This window comes from Streptomyces tauricus, from assembly GCF_014650955.1.
In the GTDB taxonomy this organism is placed as follows: domain Bacteria; phylum Actinomycetota; class Actinomycetes; order Streptomycetales; family Streptomycetaceae; genus Streptomyces; species Streptomyces tauricus.
In genome coordinates, this window is sequence record NZ_BMVY01000019.1 from 88,745 (window position 1) to 109,573 (window position 20,829).

Annotated in this window: 17 protein-coding genes, 1 tRNA gene and 1 pseudogene; 15 read left to right on the forward strand and 4 right to left on the reverse strand. The window is 70.6% G+C overall.

The features are described 5' to 3' along the window. Positions 1-4: 4 nt before the first annotated feature. The 4 genes from IE278_RS25870 (at position 5) to IE278_RS25885 (ending at position 4,722) form a co-directional block, all read left to right on the forward strand. A complete protein-coding gene (locus IE278_RS25870; protein ID WP_189775658.1) occupies positions 5-880 on the forward strand; it encodes an intradiol ring-cleavage dioxygenase in 876 nt (291 codons plus the stop codon). Next, positions 877-1,959, forward strand: coding sequence for a maleylacetate reductase (locus IE278_RS25875; protein ID WP_189775659.1), 1,083 nt, complete (start codon positions 877-879; stop codon positions 1,957-1,959). The genes IE278_RS25870 and IE278_RS25875 overlap by 4 nt, the downstream gene beginning before the upstream one ends. Before the next feature lie 199 nt (positions 1,960-2,158). Then, positions 2,159-3,631 carry a glycoside hydrolase gene (locus IE278_RS25880; protein ID WP_189775711.1) on the forward strand — a complete coding sequence of 491 codons (1,473 nt, stop codon included), beginning with the start codon at positions 2,159-2,161 and terminating at the stop codon, positions 3,629-3,631. Positions 3,632-3,804: 173 nt separating this feature from the next. Beyond that, entirely contained in the window at positions 3,805-4,722 is a 918-nt protein-coding gene (locus tag IE278_RS25885) for a YceI family protein (RefSeq protein ID WP_189775660.1), read from the forward strand. Between the two features lie 31 nt (positions 4,723-4,753). On the opposite strand, the gene IE278_RS25890 is transcribed toward IE278_RS25885, so the two are convergent. Genes IE278_RS25890 through IE278_RS25900 form a run of 3 tightly spaced genes read right to left on the reverse strand, consistent with a single transcriptional unit; the run spans position 4,754 to position 8,237 of the window. Next, positions 4,754-5,659 (reverse strand): amidohydrolase family protein, encoded by a 906-nt coding sequence (locus IE278_RS25890; RefSeq protein ID WP_189775661.1) that lies wholly within the window; start codon positions 5,657-5,659, stop codon positions 4,754-4,756. Beyond that, positions 5,656-7,230, reverse strand: a complete 1,575-nt coding sequence (locus tag IE278_RS25895) for an HAL/PAL/TAL family ammonia-lyase (protein WP_189775662.1) — start codon at positions 7,228-7,230, stop codon at positions 5,656-5,658. Before IE278_RS25895 ends, IE278_RS25890 begins: the two co-directional genes overlap by 4 nt. Further along, a complete protein-coding gene (locus tag IE278_RS25900) occupies positions 7,227-8,237 on the reverse strand; it encodes an ornithine cyclodeaminase family protein (protein WP_189775663.1) in 1,011 nt (336 codons plus the stop codon). The genes IE278_RS25895 and IE278_RS25900 overlap by 4 nt, the downstream gene beginning before the upstream one ends. 119 nt (positions 8,238-8,356) lie before the next feature. On the opposite strand from IE278_RS25900, the pseudogene IE278_RS25905 reads away from it, so the two are divergent. The 6 genes and pseudogenes from IE278_RS25905 to IE278_RS25930 all read left to right on the forward strand — a co-directional run. Then, positions 8,357-9,496, forward strand: a pseudogene (locus IE278_RS25905) (ABC transporter ATP-binding protein); the annotation flags it as partial. A 308-nt stretch (positions 9,497-9,804) separates the two neighbouring features. Continuing rightward, positions 9,805-10,470, forward strand: coding sequence for an ABC transporter permease (locus IE278_RS25910; protein ID WP_189775665.1), 666 nt, complete (start codon positions 9,805-9,807; stop codon positions 10,468-10,470). Then, positions 10,467-11,156 (forward strand): ABC transporter permease, encoded by a 690-nt coding sequence (locus IE278_RS25915; RefSeq protein ID WP_189775666.1) that lies wholly within the window; start codon positions 10,467-10,469, stop codon positions 11,154-11,156. Before IE278_RS25910 ends, IE278_RS25915 begins: the two co-directional genes overlap by 4 nt. 124 nt (positions 11,157-11,280) lie before the next feature. Continuing rightward, positions 11,281-12,222: an ABC transporter substrate-binding protein gene (locus tag IE278_RS25920; protein WP_189775667.1), complete on the forward strand. Its 942-nt coding sequence runs from the start codon at positions 11,281-11,283 to the stop codon at positions 12,220-12,222. Positions 12,223-12,239: 17 nt separating this feature from the next. Continuing rightward, the gene (locus tag IE278_RS25925; RefSeq protein ID WP_189775668.1) at positions 12,240-13,136 is read left to right on the forward strand and encodes a MurR/RpiR family transcriptional regulator; all 897 of its coding nucleotides are present in this window, start codon (positions 12,240-12,242) and stop codon (positions 13,134-13,136) included. A gap of 135 nt (positions 13,137-13,271) precedes the next feature. Continuing rightward, positions 13,272-13,345: transfer RNA gene (locus IE278_RS25930), tRNA-Pro, on the forward strand. A 38-nt stretch (positions 13,346-13,383) separates the two neighbouring features. Here the strand turns inward: IE278_RS25930 and IE278_RS25935 are convergent. After that, on the reverse strand, positions 13,384-13,956 hold the full coding sequence (locus IE278_RS25935; RefSeq protein WP_189775669.1) for a hypothetical protein: 573 nt from the start codon (positions 13,954-13,956) through the stop codon (positions 13,384-13,386). Between the two features lie 431 nt (positions 13,957-14,387). On the opposite strand from IE278_RS25935, the gene IE278_RS25940 reads away from it, so the two are divergent. From IE278_RS25940 to yjfF, 5 genes are all read left to right on the forward strand, one after another. Then, a complete protein-coding gene (locus IE278_RS25940) occupies positions 14,388-15,434 on the forward strand; it encodes a LacI family DNA-binding transcriptional regulator (RefSeq protein ID WP_189775670.1) in 1,047 nt (348 codons plus the stop codon). A gap of 217 nt (positions 15,435-15,651) precedes the next feature. Then, entirely contained in the window at positions 15,652-16,662 is a 1,011-nt protein-coding gene (locus IE278_RS25945; RefSeq protein WP_189775671.1) for an ABC transporter substrate-binding protein, read from the forward strand. Between the two features lie 197 nt (positions 16,663-16,859). Then, complete coding sequence (locus IE278_RS25950) at positions 16,860-18,398, forward strand: sugar ABC transporter ATP-binding protein (RefSeq protein ID WP_189775672.1); 1,539 nt, start codon at positions 16,860-16,862, stop codon at positions 18,396-18,398. Then, a complete protein-coding gene (locus IE278_RS25955; RefSeq protein ID WP_189775673.1) occupies positions 18,395-19,495 on the forward strand; it encodes an ABC transporter permease in 1,101 nt (366 codons plus the stop codon). The genes IE278_RS25950 and IE278_RS25955 overlap by 4 nt, the downstream gene beginning before the upstream one ends. Continuing rightward, positions 19,495-20,517, forward strand: a complete 1,023-nt coding sequence (yjfF, locus tag IE278_RS25960; RefSeq protein ID WP_189775674.1) for a galactofuranose ABC transporter, permease protein YjfF — start codon at positions 19,495-19,497, stop codon at positions 20,515-20,517. Before IE278_RS25955 ends, yjfF begins: the two co-directional genes overlap by 1 nt. The last annotated feature ends 312 nt before the right edge of the window (positions 20,518-20,829 follow it).

Genomic DNA, 20,829 nt, shown 5'->3' on the forward strand with positions numbered 1-20,829 from the left:
CGTCATGAGTGTGGATGCCGGTCGGGACACGGTCACCGACGAGGCGGTCGGCAGCCTCGGAGCGGACACCGATCCGCGGTTGCGCGAACTGCTGAGCGCGCTCATCCGGCATGTGCACGACTTCGCCCGCGAGACCCGGCTCACCCAGGCCGAGTGGGAGCGGGCCATCGGATTCCTGACGGCGACCGGACAGACATGTACCGACACCCGCCAGGAGTTCATCCTCCTCTCCGACGTGCTCGGACTGTCGATGCTGGTGGAGACCCTGAACGCCGACCGCGCCCCCGGCGCCACGGAGTCCACCGTCCTCGGACCCTTCCATCTCACCGAGTCCCCGGTCCGTGAACTCGGCGCCGACATCGACCTGGTGGGCAGCGGCGAGCCGTGCGTGGTCAGCGGCCGGGTGCTGTCCGAGGACGGCACCCCGCTGCCCGGAGCGGCCCTCGACGTGTGGCAGGCCGACGCCGACGGCTTCTACGACGTGCAGCAGCCCGACGTCCAGCCCGCGGGCAACGGCCGGGGCCTCTTCACCACCGACGCGGCGGGCCGCTTCTGGTTCCGTACCTGCGTACCGAGCCCGTACCCCATCCCCACCGACGGCCCGGTCGGCGACCTGCTCCGCGCCACCGGACGCCACCCCTACCGACCGGCGCACATCCACTTCATCGCCACCGCCGAGGGGCACACCCCGGTCACCACGCACATCTTCGTGGCGGGCAGCGACTACCTCGACTCGGACGCGGTCTTCGCGGTGAAGCACAGCCTGGTCCAGGACTTCGCGGAGACCGACGACCCGTCCCTGGCAAGGGAGTTCGGCATCCCGAACCCCTTCAGGCACGCGCGCTTCGACCTCGTACTGGCGCCCGGGCGGACCTCGTGAACTTCTCGTACGAGGCACAGCCGACGCGGGTCGTCTTCCGCCCCGGCGCCTCGGTGACCGCGACGGTCGGCGAGGCCGAACGGCTCGGGCTGCGACGGGTGCTGGTGCTCTCCGGGGCACGCGGCGCGGACACCGCGAAGGCGGTCGCCGACTCCCTGGGCGACCTCTGCGCGGGCCTGCACACCGAGGCCCGTATGCACGTCCCGGCCGAGGTCGCGGACCGGGCCGTCGAGGTGGCGCGCGAGGCCGGCGCCGACGGCTGTGTCGCGGTCGGCGGCGGTTCGGCGATCGGCCTCGGCAAGGCGATCGCGCTGCGCACCGGCCTCCCGCTGATCGCGGTCCCCTCGACCTACTCCGGCTCCGAGATGACCCCCGTCTGGGGCCTGACCGAGCACGGCGCCAAACGCACCGGCCGCGACCCGTCGGTCCTCCCGCGCAGCGTGGTGTACGACCCCGAACTCACGCTCTCCCTGCCCGTACCGCTCTCCGTCACCAGCGGCGTCAACGCCGTCGCGCACGCCGTGGAGGCGCTGTACGCCCCCGACACCTCGCCCCTGATCGCCCTGCTGGCCGAGGAGGGCGTACGGGCGATGACCTCGGCGCTCCCGCGGATCGCCGCCGAGCCGTCGGACCCGCAGGCCCGCGGGCGCGCCCTCTACGGGGCCTGGCTCTGCGGGTCCTGTCTGGGGGCGACCACCATGGGCCTGCACCACAAGCTCTGCCATGTGCTGGGAGGGACGTTCGGCCTCCCGCACGCCGAGACGCACACGGTGGTCCTCCCGTACGCCCTCGCCTTCAACGCGCCCGCCGTGCCCGGCGCGATCGGCGCGCTCGACCGCGCCCTCGACACCGACGACGCGCCGCACGCCCTGTGGACCCTCGCGGGAGACCTCGGCGCACCCCGCTCCCTCGCCGGGCTCGGCCTCACCGAGGCCGACCTGCCGGTGGCGGCCGAACTGGTCGCGCAGCAGGCGTACGCCAACCCGCGCCCGGTCACGACGGAGGGCGCGTTGACGGTGCTGGAGGCGGCGTACGAGGGGCGGGCCCCGCGCGTGGCCGCGTCCTGGTCCACGCCCTGACGTACGGCGACGTGAGCGGCTCGCCGACGGCTACGTACGGCGGCCCGCCGGCCTGTGAACCGTGGGACGCGTGCGTTCCGCAAGCCGCCTGAGACTTCGCAAGCTATCGAAAGAGAAAGCGCTGTCATGTGTCTCGACAACCCTCTGCCGCCACCCCATTCTTCAACCAGGTTGTGGCATGAGCGTGACAGGAGACCTCATGATCAAGCGCAGATCACTGCTGGCGGCGGCGGGCGGCACGCTGCTGGGCAGTGCGCTGGCGACAGGCACCGCCCGCGCCGACGCCACCATCGCGGTCAACCCCGCCACCAGCTACGGGCGTTGGGAGGGCTGGGGCACCTCGCTCGCCTGGTGGGCCAACGTCTTCGGCGCGCGTGACGACTTCGCCGACATCTTCTTCACCACCAAGTCCGTGGCGTACGGCGGCCGGACCCTGCCGGGCCTCGGGCTGAACATCGCCCGCTACAACCTCGGCGCGTGCAGCTGGAACAGCGTGGGCGGCGAGAGCATGGTCGCCTCGCCCAACATCCCGGCGTTCAAGCAGATCGAGGGCTACTGGCAGGACTGGAACAACGAGGACCCCGCGTCCTCCGCCTGGGACTGGACGGCCGACGCCAACCAGCGCGCCGCCCTCGTCAAGGCCACCCAACGGGGCGCGGTCTCCGAGCTGTTCGCCAACTCGCCCATGTGGTGGATGTGCCTCAACCACAACCCCTCCGGCGCGTCCGGCGGCGGCAACAACCTCCAGTCCTGGAACCACCGCCAGCACGCCTCCCACCTGGCCGCCGTAGCCCTGTACGCGAGGAACAACTGGGGCGTGAACTTCGCGACCGTCGACCCGTTCAACGAGCCCTCGTCCAGCTGGTGGACCGCCACGGGCACACAGGAGGGCTGCCACATGGACGCCACCGTCCAGGCGGCCGTCCTCCCGTACGTGCGCAGCGAGCTGGACGCCCGCGGACTGTCCGGTGTCAGGCTCTCGGCGTCCGACGAGACGAGCTACGACCTGGCCCGTACGACCTGGAACTCCTTCGGGTCCTCGACGAAAGCGCTGGTCAGCCAGGTCAACGTGCACGGCTACCAGGGCTCCGGGGGCCGCCGCGACCTCCTCTACACGGACGCCGTGACGACGGCGGGCAAGAAGCTCTGGAACTCCGAGACCGGCGACAGCGACGGCACCGGCCTCACCCTGGCGAGCAATCTCTGCCTGGACTTCCGCTGGCTGCACCCGACCGCCTGGGTGTACTGGCAGGTGATGGACCCGTCCACCGGCTGGGCGATGATCGCGTACGACGCCGGCACGCTGCAGCCGACCACCGTGCAGACCAAGTACTACGTGATGGCCCAGTTCAGCCGCCACATCCGCCCCGGGATGACCATCCTCGACACGGGGGTCGGCTACGCGGTGGCCGCCCACGACGCGACGCAGAGACGCCTGGTCGTCGTGGCGGTCAACTCCGGAGCCGCGCAGACGCTCACCTTCGACCTGTCCCGCTTCTCCGCCGTCACCGGCGGCACGGGCGGACTCGTACGGCGCTGGAGCACGCTCACCTCCGGCGGCGGGGACCTCTACACCGCCCGCTCGGACACCTATCTGAACGGCAGGAGCCTGAGCGTGCCGTTCGCCGCCGGCTCGGTGCAGACCTTCGAGATCGACGGGGTCACCGTGTGACGGTACGGGCCCGGACGCACTGACCAGGGCGGTGGTGCCGTCGCCCCGGGAGGGCGGGTGTCTCAAAGTGAGACACCCGCCTTCGCGCGTCCGGGTCCAGGATCGACATGAGCTGCGTGCTGTTTCGCCGGGGCTCCGACGCAGCCGATGAAACCCGATGAAAGGTGAACACCATGGCCCTCGCACTGCTTCGGCGCCGACGGCGGGAGCGGGCCTCCGGTGCCGGCGCGACGGGCGTCGCGCTTCCCCTCCCGCCCGGCGCGGGCGCCCTCGGCCGCGAGGTCGTCGACCCCATGGGCCAGCCGATGGGCGCGGCCGACGTGACGGTCACCGCGCTGGACACGCACCGGGTCGTGGCCCGCGGCACCACCGACCCGTACGGCTACTTCTTCGCGGCGCTGCCGCCGGGCCAGTACAGCCTGATGATCGCGGCCGAGGGTCTGCACCCCCACCGCGAGACGGTCGACGTGGCGGCGGGTCCCCCCGCTTCCGCCGAGCAGATCTACCTGCAGCCCGCCCGCCGCCTGGAGCTGCCGGCGCCGGGCACCTGGCTCTTCGACCCGCCCCACACGGCGATCCGGTTCATCGCCAAGCATGTCGGCATGGCCCATGTGCACGGCCGCTTCGAGCGGTTCGACGGGGGCATCCAGATCGCCGAGGACATGGCCGATTCCCGGCTGCACGTCCGCATCGACGCGTCGAGCATCACCACCGGCAACCGCACACGCGACGACCACCTGCGGTCCGGCGACTTCCTGGACGTCGAACGCTTCCCGCACATCGACTTCCACAGCACACGGTTCGCCTACCGGGGCGGCAGCAAGTGGAATGTGCACGGCTCCCTCACGATGCACGGGGTGAGCCGCTCGGTGGCCCTGGACACCACATACCTGGGCACGGTGAACGGCGGCTACGGAGAGGAACTGCGCTGCGCGGCCCTGGCAAAGGCGGAGTTGCACCGCGAGGACTACACCCTCAACTGGCGCTCCATGCTGGCAAGAGGCATCGCGGTGGTCGGCCCGACGGTCCAACTGGAACTGGACGTCCAGGCGATGTACCGCACACACGACACGCCTACGCCGCCGAGGTGACGCCGCCCCTGCGGGGCGCCGCCTGGCGGCCTCAGGCTTTGCCCGTGAGCAGGCGGCGAGGGTTCGCTATGCGGAAGGCGTACGCCGCCGCGCCGCCCAGGCCGAAGCCCGGGGTTTGTGGGGGGTCCGCGTACGGGCGGTCCGAGCCCTGGACGATCGTGGGCGTGCCCAGGGCGCGGGTGATTGCCTCTACCGCGCGCGGGCCGTACGACGAGGTTTCCACGAAGGCGTTCGGGTCGGTCTGCTTGTGGGCCTCCGTTCCGGCGCGGGCCGCGAAGCGTTCGCCGTGCAGGGGTGCCAGGCCGGCCAGCAGCGCGAAGCACACCCGCAGTTGTGGGTGGCGTGGCCGGCCGAACGTCCGGAACGCGAACCAGGCCGCGTGCATCTGCTGCACGTACGGCACCATCGCCGGCCACCAGTCCGGCCGCAAAGACGCGTCGGCCGCCGGGCCCGGGTGGACGAACAGCGGCAGGTTCCGGTCCTGCAACAGGTCGAGCAGCGGGGCGCAGCGCGCGTAACCGGCCGCGTCGGCCAGGGCGTTCGCCGGGAGCTGGAGGCCGGCGAAGCCCAGGTCCAGATATCCGGCCGTCGCCTCGGTGTCGATGTCCCGGACACCGGCCGCGGCCCACGCGCCGAACGGGCGGGGCAGCTCGGCGGCGTCCTCGTGGTACGCGTCCAGCAGGGGCCGCGCCTCGGCGGAGGGCAGCCACTCCACGCCCAGCGGGGAGGAGAGCGAGATCAGCGCCCTGCCGAGGCCGTCCGCGACCGCCTGCTCCGCCCGACGGGCTGTGTCGTGGTCGGCGGGGGAGACCTCGTAGGGCGGCTCACCCGCGGTGTGCAGCGTCCAGCCGTCCAGGAACGGCGGCTCGGTGCGCGCCCGCAGCGCCGCGACGAACGAGTCGGTCCACAGATGCTGGTGCACGTCGACGTTGATCACGAGGCTTCTTCCGTCAGGGCGCGCAAGGCGCTGCGTACCTCGTCCGAGCCCAGGACGTCGTCGCTCAGCCGGTCCACGTCCGCGCCGCAGGGCCGGTCGTCGTCCAGGGGCGGGACCAGCTCGCGGATCGCCCGGTGGAGCAGGGCCGGTCCCCGCCCGAGGGCGGCGGGCGCGGCCAGGTCCACCGCCTGCGCGGCGGCCACGGCCTCCACGGCGAGCAGCTGCCGCAGCCTTACCAGCATCGTCGACAGCCGCCGCGCCCCCAGCGCCGCGTTGGTCGAGTCGTCCTCGACACCGTCCGCGCCGTGCCGCGGGTCGGTGCTCACCGGCGCCGACAGGACGCGGATCTCGGCGACCAGCGCCTGTGCCGTCTTCGCCAGCGGCGCGAAGCCGGAACGCTCCGGGCCGTGCGGCGAGAGGTTGGCGGGCAGCCCGCTGAGCCCGGCGTTGAGCAGCCGCCGCATGCGTTCGGCGGAGATCGCCGCGGTCTGCGTCAGGGCCAGCGCGAGAGTGTCGAAGGCCAGGGCGAGGGCCGGGGTGTGGAAGTTGCCGGAGGAGAGGATCTCACCGGGTACGTCGTCGGTGGCGGCCAGGACCACCGGGTTGTCGCCGCTGCCGTTCAGCTCGGGATCCAGTGCCGCGCCGGCGAAGTCGAGCGCGGAGTGCAGCGCTCCGTGCACCTGGGCCGCGCAGCGCAGGCTGATCGGGTCCTGGACCCGGCGGGCGTGCTTCGGGTCCGTGAGGTCGCCGCCGGCCAGGAGCGCGAGCAGCCGCGCCGCCGCCCGGGACTGCCCGGGGGCGGCACGCAGTCCCAGCACCCGGGTGTCCAGCGGGCTGGTGTTCGCCCGGAAGCCCTCGAAGGTGAGCGCCGTGACCGTCTGGGCCAGCAGCAGGACGGTGGCGGCCTCGTGGAGGACGAGACCGCCGTGCCCGGCGGCCAGCGGGCTCGCGCTGCACAGCACGTGCCCGTCCTTGGGGCCGAGTTCGGCGGGGGCGAGGCCGGCCCGGCGCAGGGCCACCGCCCCGTCGAGCACCTCGCCGGAGAGTTCGGCGCGGCCCTCACCGATGACCACGAGACCGACATGGGCCAGCTGGCACAGGTCCGAGGCGCCGATCGACCCCGTCTCGGGGACCAGCGGATGGACGCCCGCGTTGAGCATGCCGACGAGCAGCGGCACGATCCCGGGGCTGACTCCGCTGCCGCCGCCCGCCAGCCCGTTGACGCGGGCGATCAGGGCGGCTCGTACGACGGAGGCAGGCAGCGGATCCCCGACCGCGTTGGCCCGGCCGCGTACCGTACGCACGCTGAACCGCGCGAGTTCGTCGCGCGGCAGGGCGTACGACGAACGGCTGCCGAGGCCCGTCGTCAGTCCGTACGTCGGCACCTGGCGGTCGACCACGTCGTCGACCACCGCGCGCTCGCACGCCAGCCGGGGCAGCACCTCGTCCGCGAGGACGACCCGGGCACCGCGCAGGGCGACGGCGGCCACGTCCGCGCAGGACAGGGAACGTCCGTCGACGACCACAACTTCGACCACTGCTTCGGACTCCGCGGGGTAGGGGCCCGTCATGAGAACCGCAGCTTCTGCCCGAGTCCGCGCTCCCCGGCCTTCGCGAGGACGGCCGCGCCCAGGGCGATGTCGGACAGGGACAGACCGCGGTGCCAGAACAGGATCGTCTCGTCGTCCCGTTCCCGGCCGGGCTTGTCACCGGCCACGATCTCGCACAGTTCGCCGTGCAGGGTCGCCTCGCTGAGCCGGCCCGACTCGACGTGCGCGCGCAGAGCACCGAAGGGCCCGGAGCGGCACTGGCCCCAGTCGTCGACGACGACCTTGTCCATGATGTCGGTGAGCGAGAGCTCGACCGCGCTCATCGTTCCGTACGGGACGACGAGCGCGCCCGGCGCGATCCACTCCGTCCTCAGCAGCGGCTCGGGCCGCTCCAGCCGGGACGCCTCCACGACGATGTCCGCGCCCTCGACGCACGACTTCCAGTCGTCGGTGACGATCACGGGCTTGCCGAGGTCGTCCTCCAGCCGCTTCGCGAAGGCCTCACGGCTCTCAGGGCGGCGCGAGTGGACGCGGATCTCGTCGAGGTCGAAGATCCGGTCGAGCAGCCGGACGTTCCAGTACGAGGTGGCGCGGGCGCCGATGTGACCGAGCACCTTGGAGCCGGGCCGGGCCAGGTGCCGTGCCCCGAGCGCGGTGAGCGCGCCGGTGCGCATCTCGGTGATCGCGGTCGCGTCCAGCACGGCCAGCGGCATGCCCGTACGCGGGTCGAAGAGGTTCAGCAGGGCCATCTCGGAGGGCAGACCGGATTTGTAATTGTCGACGTAGTCGCCCACGATCTTGACTCCGGCCAGGCCGAGCGGGGCGACGTAACCACGCAGGACGTTGAAGTGGCCGTTGAAGGCGGGGTCGGGCGTGAGATGCACCCGTGGTTCGATGACCGTCTCGCCGTGACCCTGGGCGAGCAGTCCCTGTTCGACGGCATCGAGCACTTCGGTGTCGCTCAGTTCCAGCTGTTCGATGTCGGAACCGTTCAGGAACGTGAACCAAACGGGGTCAAGAGCGGTCATTCCGGGCGTCCTCTCGCTTTCTTCGGACGAACGTAACGCCCCGTTTACAAAAGGGGATTGACTGAAATTCAGTCACGAACAACTCTGCATGACGATATGCAGTCGGGTAAGGGGCAGCTTTGATCAGATTCGACGCGGTGAGCAAAAACTATCCCAACGGCACCACAGCCGTGGACGCACTGTCCCTGGAGCTGGCCGAGGGCGGCCTCACGGTCCTGGTCGGCCCCTCGGGCTGCGGCAAGACCACGACGCTGCGGATGGTCAACCGCATGGTGGAGCCGTCGGCGGGCACGGTCAGCCTGCGTGGCCAGGACATCCGGGAGGTGGCCGCACCCGAACTGCGCAGGGGCATCGGGTACGTGATCCAGCACGCCGGCCTCTTTCCGCACCGGACCATCCTGGACAACGTCGCGACCGTGCCGCTGCTGCTCGGCTGGGGCAAGAAGAAGGCCCGCTCGCGCGCGGCCGAGCTGCTGGAACTGGTGGGGCTGCCGGCCACGATGGCCAAGCGCTACCCGTACCAGCTCTCCGGCGGGCAGCAGCAGCGCGTCGGAGTGGCCAGGGCGCTGGGCGCGGACCCGCCCGTACTGCTCATGGACGAGCCGTTCAGCGCGGTCGACCCCATCGTGCGCGGCGAGCTGCAGGCGGAGTTCCTGCGGCTGCAGAAGGAGCTGCACAAGACGATCGTCTTCGTCACCCACGACATCGACGAGGCCATCAAGCTGGGTGACCACATCGCGGTGTTCCGCACGGGCGGCAAGCTCGCGCAGTTCGACACCCCGGAGCGGCTGCTCGCGCACCCCGCCGACGACTTCGTGGCCGACTTCGTGGGACAGGACCGCGGTATCCGCCGGCTCTCCTTCGTCCAGGCGTCCGGTCTGCCGCTGCGCGAGGGCCCGGTGCTGCCGGTGACCGCGCCCGTCGCCGATGCCCGGTCCCTGGGTGAGCCGTGGGTACTCGCCGTCGACGCCGCCCGGCGGCCCCTCGGCTGGGCCGCGGTCGCCGACCTCCCGCCCGGCGGCACGCTGGCGGACGCGACGCTCGCCCCGCTCGGCCACACGTTCGCCCTGGCCGGGGACTCGGCCCGGGCAGCCCTCGACGCGGCCCTCCTGTCCCCCTCCCGCCTGGCGGTGGGAGTGGACGCGCAGGGCGCGGTCGCGGGCGTGGCGGACGCGTACGAGTTGTCCGCCGCGATAGCGGGGGCTTCGGCGGGCGTCACCACGACGGGTGACGCGGCGGGTGCCGGGACGGGCGATGGGACGGGCGTCCCGACGAGCGGCGCGCCGGACACCACGCCAGGCGGCGTGCAAGACGGCACGGCTGCTGGGGCGGGTGCCCCGGCCGACGGGGAGGCGGCGCCCGAAGCGGCTGCACCTGCTGCACCCGCTGCACCCGCCGGGCAGGCTGCACCGGCCGAAGCGGCTGAATCGGCCGCACCGGCCGAAGCAGTCGCACCGGCCGACCCGGCCGACCCAGCGGCCCCGGCCCGCCCCGCGGCGAAGCTCACCAAGCGTGACGCCGGCGAAGGTGGCCCGGCGGAGCAAGGTGGCGTGGGCGGTGGGGAGCGATGAGGGACGGGGAGCCGCTCATACGGTGGGTCTGGATCGGCGACCATGTCGGTGAGCTGGCCCACTACACCGGGGTCCATCTGCGCCTCGGCCTCCTGCCGGTGCTGTTCGGACTGATCATCTCCGTGCCGCTCGGCATGCTCTGCCACCGCTACCGGTGGGTCTACCCGCCGACCCTGACCGCGGCCAACGTCCTGTACTCCATCCCGTCGCTGGCCCTCTTCATGATCTTCGTCCGGTACACCGGACTGACCGAGCGCACGGTCATGATCCCGCTGACCCTGTACACGCTGTCGGTGCTCATACCCAACGTCGTGGACGGACTGGCCTCGGTGCCCGATCCGGTACGGCAGGCCGCCACCGCGATGGGATTCAGCACGGTCCGCCGGGTCCTCCAGGTCGAACTGCCGATCGCCGTACCCGTCGTCGTCGCCGGTGTACGGGTCGCCGCGGTCTCGTCCATCAGCCTCGTCGCCGTGGGACAGCTGATCGGCCAGGGCGGCCTCGGCTACTACATCACCCGGGGCCTCCAGCTCGACTTCCCGACCCCGATCATCACCGCGACCGTACTGATCATGCTGCTGGCCCTCGTCACCGACGCACTGCTCGTCCTGGCGCAGCGGCTGCTCACACCGTGGGCCCGCGGCAAGGGGGCGAAGGCGTGAACGATCTCCTGAACCAGATAGAGCTCGTCGGCGAGTGGCTGACGTCGTCCGCCCAGTGGCACGGCGACGACGGCATCCCGCACCGCCTCGCGGAGCACCTGACCTACAGCGGTCTGTCCCTGCTCTTCGCGACGCTGATCGGCCTCGCCTTCGGGCTGCTGGTCGGTCATACCGGCCGCGGGGCGTTCGCCGTCGCCACCGTCGCCAACCTCGCCCGCGCCATCCCCACCTTCGGCCTGGTCGTCCTCGTGGTGACCCTCGCCGGCCTCAGTACCGCCCCCGTGCTGGTCGCCCTGGTGGCACTGGCCGTCCCGCCGATCCTCATCAACACCTTCGAGGGCGTCCGCGGTGTCGACCCCGACACCCGGGACGCCGCGAAGGGGATGGGCATGACCGGCTGGGAGGTCCTGCTGAAGGTCGAGGTGCCGATGGCGATGCCGCTGATCCTGCTCGGCCTGCGCGTCGCCGCCATCCAGGTGGTGGCCACGGCGACCGTGGCCGCGTACCCCGGGCTCGGCGGTCTGGGCCGCTACATCGTCGACGGGCTCTCCCGCAACGACTACCAACTGGTCATCGGCGGCTCAGCCGTCGTCGTGGCCCTGGCGCTCGTCGTCCAGGCCGTCTTCACCGCGCTGCGGCGCGCCGTCGTCTCGCCCGGGCTGCGGCCCGTGGTGGCCAAGTCATGAACCACCGGCCTCCCGCGCACCCGAACCGCGCAACCGAACCGCGCGCAGGCCGCACCGGAGCCCCACCCGAGCACCACTCCAGCACCACCCGAGACCTGAGCCGTACCTGAGAAAGGGAACATCCATGAAAGCCACGTACCGCACCGCCGCCTTCAGTCTCGTCGCCGCGCTCTCGCTGACCCTCACCGCCTGCGGAGGCGGCGACGACAGCGACGACAATCCTCTGACAGGCAGCAGCGGCGACAGCGGGGACGGCAAGGCCATCGTCGTCGGCTCGGCCAACTTCCCCGAGAACCAGCTGCTCGCCGAGATCTACGCCCAGGCACTGGAGGACAAGGGTCTGAAGGTGACCCGCAAGTTCGACATCGGCGCCCGCGAGGTCTACTACGACCAGGTCGTCAAGGGAGGCATCACCGTCTTCCCCGAGTACAACGGCGCCCTGCTGTCCACGGCGGTCGACAAGAAGAGCACCGCCACCGACACGCAGGAGATCAACGCCGAGCTGAAGGAGAAGCTCCCGAAGTCGGTCGAGATACTCGACTCCGCCGCGGCCGAGGACAAGGACTCGGTCACGGTCACCGCCGAGACCGCGAAGAAGTACAAGCTCAAGACGCTGGCCGACCTCAAGCCGGTCGCGAAGGACCTGACCATCGGCGCCGGTTCCGAGTTCAAGACCCGCACCCAGGGCGGGGTCGGCCTCAAGAGCGTGTACGGCGTCGAGTTCGGCAAGTTCCAGCCGCTGGACGCGGGCGCCCAGAGCACCCTGCTGAAGCTGCTGAAGGACGACAAGGTGCAGGCCGCCAACCTGTACACGACCGACCCCGCCATCGTCGAGGACAAGCTGGTCGTCCTGGAGGACCCGAAGAACCTCTTCTCCTCGCAGAACGTCACGCCCCTCGTCTACAAGTCCGCGGTGAACGACAAGGCCCGGTCGGCGCTCAACGCCATCTCGGCCAAGCTCACCACCGAGGACCTGCTGGACATGATGAAGAAGATCAGCAACGACAAGGAGGACTCCGCGGACGTCGCGGAGGAGTGGCTGACGTCGGCCGGTCTCGCGGGCTGACCCGGACGGGGGCAGGGGTGAGCGACACGGAGGGAGCCGGCGCGGGCGCGGGTGCGGGCGCCGGTGACGGCGCGTCCTTCGGGGCGGCCGCGCCCACCCGGCTGCACCAGCTCTTCGAGGGACGCCGGCTGACGCCCACCCAACGGCGTATCGCCCACTGCCTGGTCCGCCGGACGGCCGCCGCGCCGTTCCTGTCGAGCGTGGAGCTGGCCCAGCTGGCCGGGGTGAGCCAGCCGTCGGTGACCCGTTTCGCGGTCGCCCTCGGCTTCGACGGCTATCCGGCGCTGCGCAGACATCTGCGCGACGTCGTACCCGCCGGGCCGGCCGTGGACGCGCGGCCGGCCAACCCCTACCAGCAGGCGGTACGGGCCGAGGTCGACAACCTGCTCCAGCTGGCGTCCCTGCTGGCCGACCCCGGGCCGGTGGAGGACGCGGGCCGGCTGCTCGCCGCCTCCCGGCCGCTGCCCGTCCTCGGGCTGCGCGCCTCGGCCGCCCAGGCGCGCGGCTTCGCCTACTTCGCCGCGAAGGTGCACCCCGATGTGCGCCTGCTCGACGAGGGCGGCTCGCTGCTCGCCGACCGGATCGACGCGGCCCGCCACGCGGGGGCGAGCGCGTTGCTGTGCTTCGCGCTGCCGCGCCACCCGGTGGAGCTCCTGGCCGCGCTCGACCACGCCCGGGACGCCGGGCTGAGCGTGGTGACGATCGCCGACGGCACGTTCGCCCCGGTGGCCGCTCACAGCGACCTGCTGCTGCCGGCCGCCGTGGGCACCGGCCTGGTCTTCGACACGGTGAGCGCCCCCATGCTCCTCGGCCAGGTCCTCCTGGAGGCGATGTGCGACGCCATGCCCGACGCGCAAGGCCGCCTGGAGGACTTCGACGCGCGGGCCGCGGCACGGGGCCTGTTCGTCGACTGACGGCTCGGGCGGCGGGCAGGCCGGGTGTCGGGCGGTCCGGGTGAGCCGAGCGGCCCGGGAGGCCCGGGCGACGGCCGGTCGGTGTGCGGTAAGGTTCACCTGCGTCTTCACGCGGTTCACCGCGGCGAAACGCATCGGGACGTGGCGCAGCTTGGTAGCGCACTTGACTGGGGGTCAAGGGGTCGCAGGTTCAAATCCTGTCGTCCCGACGGAAACGTCGCAGGTAGGGGTCACCTTCGGGTGGCCCCTACTTCGCGTTCGAGGCCCGGTGCCTTGATCCGGCCGACCCGTTCAGTCGCCCAAGGAACTGATGTCGCGCCGCGCCGACCATGTCGCCGACGTAGGCGGCCTTCTCGGCGTCGAGCCACTCGGGGTACTCGGCCCGCGTCATCGGCCGGGCGCCGAGGCGCTTGGCCCTGAGCTGACCGCGGACCCGGTAGTCGGCGAACAGCTCGCCGGCGGACTCGGTGAGCCGTACGTCCAGCCGTGTCGCACCGCGCTCCGCGCACCACTTCTCGGCCCAGTCCCGGGCCACCCGCTCGTGCCCCCGCCCGGCGTGGCGCGCCTCGACACGGAGGTCGACGATGCGGCCCGCTTGCGTGCCGTTGTCGTCGGCCACGACCACGGCCACGTGTCCCACGCGGGTCCCGGCGTCCGTGATCTCGGCGAGGGTCCAGTCGTCGCTGCCGGCACCTACCTCCTGGAGCCTGCGCTCCGCCGCTTCGGCGCCGAGCCCGGACTTCGCGTAGAAGGCGCGTAGCCGCAGTCGCAGGTCCTCCTGCCATTCCGTGCTGTCGTCGACGACACTGATCCGGGTCATCCGAGCACACTAACCGCCGTGCCAAGCAAGCGAGTTGGTGATCGGCAGGTCGAGTCGGCGGTCGGTCCTCCGTGGCGTCCGACGGGTCAACGTCCGGTATTTCGTTCGCGGTTCGAGGTTTCGGTGCCGAAATCTAGGGCCGCGCCCGCAGCCCGTCAATACCTTTGCCGCACCTGGGTGGAAGCCATGCGGAACGCACGGCCAACCCATGCCGTGGACGCGAGGCGCGCAACACCGGTCCGCAACCGTGCGCTTCCGGCGCGTTACGCAAACGTGACGTGCCTCCTGCTGTCGGCCCCCTTGACCGGCGTGAATTGTTAGCGCTCACAATGACCTCCGCAATCACCGGCCGACAGCCGGAGCCGACATCCGGGGCCGACACAGGTCCGGCACAGGGAATTCCCGGTATACGACCGCCAAGGAGGTGCGGCATGGCACAATCCCAGCTTCGGCCGCCCACCATGGCCGATGTCGCGCGACTGGCGGGCGTGTCCCATCAGACCGTTTCCCGTGTGCTGGGGGACCACCCCAACGTGCGGGACGAGACTCGGGCCAAGGTGCTGCACGCGATCGAGGAGATGGGCTACCGCCGGAACTCCTCCGCACGGGCCCTGGTCACCCGCCGCACCCGCACCCTGGGTGTGGTCGCCTCGGACGCCACGCTCTACGGTCCGGCCAGCACCCTCTTCGCACTTGAGGAGGCGGCACGCGCCGAGGGCTACCTCGTCTCCACGGTCAGTCTGCGCAAACTGACCGTCGAGAAGCTGGCCGAGGCGCTGGACCACCTGAGCGAGGGCGGGGTGGAGGGAGTCGTCGCCATCGCACCGCAGCGCTCGGCGGTCGAGGCCCTCGCCGGACTCCGCCACCCGTTCCCGGTGGTGACCGTGGGCAGCGGGCCCGGGGTGGGGATCCCCAGCGTGAACGTGGACCAGCACCTGGGTGCCCGGCTGGCCACCCGTCACCTGCTGGCCGCCGGCCACCGTACGGTCTGGCACCTCGCCGGACCCGAGGACTGGCAGGAGGCCGCCGACCGGGCCGCGGGCTGGCGTACCACCCTCGAAGCGGCGGGCGTGGAACCGCCGTTGATCCTGCGCGGGGACTGGAGTCCGCTGTCGGGCTACCGGGCGGGCCAGGAACTGGCCGGCTGGCTGGGCCGGGGGCTGACCGCGGTCTTCGTCGCCAACGACCAGATGGCGCTGGGGGTGTTGCGCGCCCTGCGGGAGGCGGGGGTACGCACTCCGCAGGACGTGGCGGTGGCGGGCTTCGACGACATCCCGGAGTCGGAGTTCTTCGCGCCTCCGCTCACCACCGTCCGGCAGGACTTCGCGGCGGTCGGCAAACGGAGCATCGCCCTGCTCCTCGACCTGATCGAGGGCAGGGAGCCGTCCGGGGTCCCGCGGATCGCCATCGAGCCCCAACTGGTCGTCCGCGCCAGCACGTTCCCGTACACCTCCGACCAGGGCGCCCCACCTGTCTGAAGTCCTGCCCGTCACCAACCAGCTTGGCCCGTCACGAGACCTGACCGTCACCAGACCTACCTGTTCGACGCACCACCTCGAAGGCCATTTCCCACACGCCCCTGTATGACCGATATTTCGAACAATGATCGACAGGCTGGACATCGTGGGACCTGTCCCGACGAGCGGCACGAGTACCAGCAGGCCCTTCACGGCCGGCTCTTCAAAGGAGAAGAACATGCTCAGCAGAAGGAACTTCCTCACCGCGGCGGTCGGCGTGGCGGCCGCGGGCGGCCTGGCGGCCTGTGCCAAGGAGGACGAGGGCTCCTCGGGCTCCGACTCCAGCAGCGGTGGCGGAAAGAAGATCACCCTCGGCTTCGCCCAGGTCGGCTCCGAGAGCGGCTGGCGCACCGCCAACACCAAGTCCGTCAAGGAGGCGGCCAAGGAGGCCGGTTACAACCTCAAGTTCTCCGACGCCCAGCAGAAGCAGGAGAACCAGATCTCGGCGATCCGCAGCTACATCGCCCAGAAGGTGAACGTCATAGCCTTCTCGCCGGTGGTCGTCACGGGCTGGGACGCGGTGCTCAAGGAGGCCAAGACCGCGAAGATCCCGGTCATCCTCACCGACCGCTCCATCGAGACCTCCGACGACTCCCTGTACGTTTCCTTCATCGGCTCCGACTTCATCGACGAGGGCCGTCGCGCGGCCAAGATGCTGGAGAAGGTCCTGGAGAAGGCCGGTCACAAGGGTGCGGTGAAGATCGCGCAGCTGGAGGGCACGACCGGTGCCGCCCCCGCGATCGAGCGCGCCAAGGGCTTCAAAGAGATCATGGACGCCGAGCACAAGGACGACTGGAAGGTCGTCGTCAGCCAGACCGGCGACTTCACCCGGGCCGGCGGCAAGCAGGTCATGGCGGCCTTCCTGCAGTCCAACCCGGACATCAACGTGCTCTACGCCCACAACGACGACATGGCCCTCGGCGCCATCCAGTCCATCGAGGCGGCCGGCAAGAAGCCCGGCAAGGACATCCTGATCGTCTCGGTCGACGGCGTGAAGGACGGCTTCGTCGCGATGTCCGAGGGCAAGATCAACGGCATCGTCGAGTGCAACCCGCTGCTCGGCCCCCAGCTGATGGACCTCGTGAAGAAGGTCAACGACGGCGAGACGGTGGAGCGCCGGATCAAGACCAAGGAGGGCGACTTCCTCCAGGAGCAGGCCAAGGAAGCGCTCCCGACCCGCAAGTACTGACTCGCAAGAACTGACCCGCGAGTAGTGACCAGTACCTGCCACTGACCGACCGCACCCACCGCCGGGGAGCCTCCGACCGGCCGAGACCGCCTCGGCCCAGGGGGCTCCCTGCGGGCCTGAACGCATACCGGGCCCGATCGAACGCCGGGCCCCATCGAATACCCGGGCCTGAACGAATATCCATGAGGAGCGCTGCCATGGCAGAGCCGCTGCCCGTCCTGGAGATGACGGGCATAGTCAAAGAGTTTCCGGGGGTACGGGCTCTGTCGGGTGTCGACTTCCGGCTCTTCCCCGGCGAGATCCACGCCCTGCTCGGCGAGAACGGCGCCGGCAAGTCCACCCTCATCAAGGTGCTGACCGGGGTCTACTCCCTGGACGGCGGCACCGTCACCCTGAACGGCACGTCCGTACGCTTCCACAGCCCGTCGCAGGCCCAGCAGGCCGGTATCAGCACGGTCTACCAGGAGGTCAACCTCTGCCCCAACCTGTCGGTGGCGGAGAACATCTTCATCGGCCGCGAACCCACCCGCTTCGGCCGCATCCAGTGGAAGCGGCTGCGCCGCGAGGCCGCCGAGCTGGTCGACCGGCTCGGCCTCGACATCGACGTCGAGGCCCCGCTGTCCTCGTACCCGCTCGCCGTGCAGCAACTGGTCGCGATCGTACGGTCGGTGGGCACCGGGGACGCCGACGGCCAGGGGGCCGGCACCAAGGTGCTCATCCTCGACGAGCCGACCTCCAGCCTCGACCGCGACGAGGTGCTCGAACTCTTCGCCCTGATGCGGCGGTTGAGGGGCGAGGGCGTCGCGATCCTGTTCGTCTCGCACTTCCTCGACCAGATCTACGAGGTCTGCGACCGGATGACGGTCCTGCGCAACGGCGCGCTCGTCGGCGAGCACATGGTCCGCGACCTCGACCAGGTCGGCCTCGTCCAGCTGATGATCGGCAAAGCCCTTGACCAGCTGGAGGAGCTGCACGACCACCAACTCCACGCGGACGTGGGGGAGTCGCTGCTCAAGGCCGACGGTGTCGGCAGGGCGGGCGGCATCGCCCCCTTCGACCTGGAGATCAAGAAGGGCGAGGTCATCGGACTCGCCGGACTGCTCGGCTCGGGCCGTACCGAACTGGCCCGGCTGCTCTTCGGCGCCGACCAGCCCGACAGCGGCAAGGTCACCATCGGCGGCAAGCACGTCTCGATGAGTGCCCCGAACGACGCGATCGCCGCGGGTGTCGCGTTCTGCTCGGAGAACCGCAAGACCGAGGGCCTCGTACCGGACCTGACCGTGCGGGAGAACATCATCCTCGCGCTGCAGGCCGCGCGCGGCTGGACCCGGCCCATCCCGGCCGCCCAGCGCGACGAACTCGTCGCCAAGTACATCAAGGCCCTGGACATCCGGCCGGCCAACCCCGAGGCGAGGGTCGGCCAGCTCAGCGGCGGCAACCAGCAGAAGGTGCTGCTCGCCCGCTGGCTGATCACCCAGCCCAAGCTGCTGATCCTGGACGAGCCGACGCGCGGCATCGACATCGGCGCGAAGGCCGAGATCCAGAAACTGGTGGTCTCGCTCTCCGAGGAAGGCATGGCCGTGCTGTACATCGCGGCCGAGCTGGAGGAGGTCCTGCGGCTCAGCCACACCATCGGCGTGCTGCGCGACCGCAAGCTCGTGGCCCAGCTGGCCAACGGGCCCGAGATCACCCCCACCCGGATCCTGGAGACCATCGCGAGCGGAGAGCACCAGTGACCACCACTCCCCGATGGCGAGCGCTGACACGCCACCACCTGTTCTGGCCGGTCGCCGTGCTGGTCGTCCTGCTGCTCGTCAACGTCCCTTTCACACCCGACTTCTTCTCGATCAAGATGACGGACGGCCACCTCTACGGCAGCCTCGTCTCGATCGTGCTCTTCGGCTCGCCCCTCATCCTGGTCGCCGTCGGTATGACCCTGGTCATCGCCACCGGGGGCATCGACCTCTCCGTCGGCGCGGTCGTCGCGATCACCGGCGCCCTGACCTGTTCGTACATCAGTGACCAGGCCGATCAGGACGCGCTCTCCGGAGTGCTGCTCGCGATGGGCATCGGGCTGGCGGCCGCGGTCGTCTGCGGCCTCTGGAACGGCTTCCTGGTCGCCCGGATGGGCATTCAGCCGATCATCGCCACGCTGATCATCATGGTCGCCGGACGCGGGGTCGCCCAGCTGATCACCGACGGGCAGATCATCACCGTCAACAGCGAGCCGTACAAGCTGATCGGCGGCGGTTACTGGCTGACGCTGCCCTTCTCCATCTTCGTGGTGGCCGCCGTGGTCGCCGTCACCGTGGCGCTGACCCGCCGCACGGCGCTGGGCCTGCTCGTCGAGTCGGTCGGCGGCAACGCCGAGGCCAGCCGCCTGGTCGGCATCCGCTCCCGCCGCATCAAGATCATGGTGTACGTGTTCTGCGCGCTGTGCGCCGGGATCGCGGGCCTGATGATCAGCTCCAACACGTCAGCGGCGGACGGCAACAACGCGGGCCTGTGGATCGAGCTGGACGCGATCCTCGCGGTCGTCATCGGCGGTACGTCGCTGCTGGGCGGCCGGTTCTCCATCGGCGGCACGGTCGTCGGCGCGCTCGTCATCCAGACCCTCACCACCACGATCTACACCATCGGCGTGCCCACCCAGACCAACCTGGTCTTCAAGGCCGCCGTCGTCATCATCGTCTGCCTGATGCAGTCCCCGAAGTTCCGCGCCAAGGTGTTCGGCGGCGGTCGCTTCGGCGGCAAGGGGGGCGCCCAGCAGGCCCCGACACCGGCGGACACCGCTCCGACGTCCGAGGCCGTTCGCAAGATGGAGGTGTCGTGATGACCACGACCACCCAGCAGCCCAAGGCGCCGGCCGGCTCCCCGCCGAGCAGGGCGGCACGTGTCCTCGCCGACCGCCGTCTGCCCGTCCTGGTGACGGCCGGTCTCTTCCTCGTGATGTACGCCATCGGCCTCAGCCGGTACCAGAACTACGGGTTCGCCGAGACGCAGGTGTTCCTGAACCTGTTCATCGACAACAGTTACCTACTGGTCGCGGCCGTCGGTGCCACCTTCGTCATCCTCTCCGGCGGCATCGACCTCTCCGTGGGCTCCGTCATCGGCTTCACCACCATGTTCACGGCGTGGCTGGTGGAACGTCAGGGCCTGCCGCTCGTGCTCGTCATCCCCATGGCGCTGGCCGTGGGCGCCTTCGGCGGCTACCTCATGGGCTATGTGATCCAGAACTTCGAGATCCAGCCGTTCATCGTGACGCTCGCCGGTCTGTTCCTCTTCCGTGGCCTGTGCCTGGTCATCAGCAAGGAGTCGATCTCGATCGGCGACTCCTCGGTGAGCAGCATGGCCCAGGCGCAGGTGTCCGTGGGGGGCGGGTTCCTCTCGATCGGGGCGATCGTCTCGCTGGTGGTGCTGGCGGCGGCGTTCTACGTGCTGCACTACACGCGGTTCGGGCGGCGGGTGTATGCCATCGGTGGCAACGAGCAGTCGGCGCTGCTGATGGGGCTTCCGCAGGGCGGGACGAAGATCGCGGTGTACACGATGAGCGGGTTCTGCTCCGCGCTGGCGGGTCTTCTGTTCACCCTCTACATCCAGTCCGGTGACCCGCTGCACGCCACGGGCCTCGAACTGGACGCGATCGCCGCGGTCGTGATCGGCGGGACGTTGCTGACGGGTGGGTCCGGGTATGTGGTGGGCACGTTGTTCGGTGTCCTCGTGCTCGGGCTGATCAAGAGCCTGATCCAGTTCGAGGGCACGCTGAGTTCGTGGTGGACGAAGATCGCGACGGGTGTGTTGCTGTGCGCGTTCATCCTGATCCAGCGAACGATGACGTCCCGTCGTAAGACCTGACTTCTCTCGCCCCCGCCGCCCCTACCCTCCCCCACTCTCGGCTGCGCTCGAGCGGGGGGACCCCCATCGTCCACGTCTCGGGGGCGCTGCCCCCGAACCCCCGCTCCTCAAACGCCGGAGGGGCTATCCCTAGCCCGTCCGGCGTTTGAGGACGAGCGCGGCGAGGGGGCGAAGCCCCCATGTGTGGACGGGAACGGGTAAGGGCGGCGGGGGCGAGAAGCCGTTCTGTCAGGGCCGTTGACGTGGGTAAGTGGCGTGTCTATCTTCTGGTCGAAGTTCCGCACGCTGGTCGAAATGTCGAACATAGAGCCG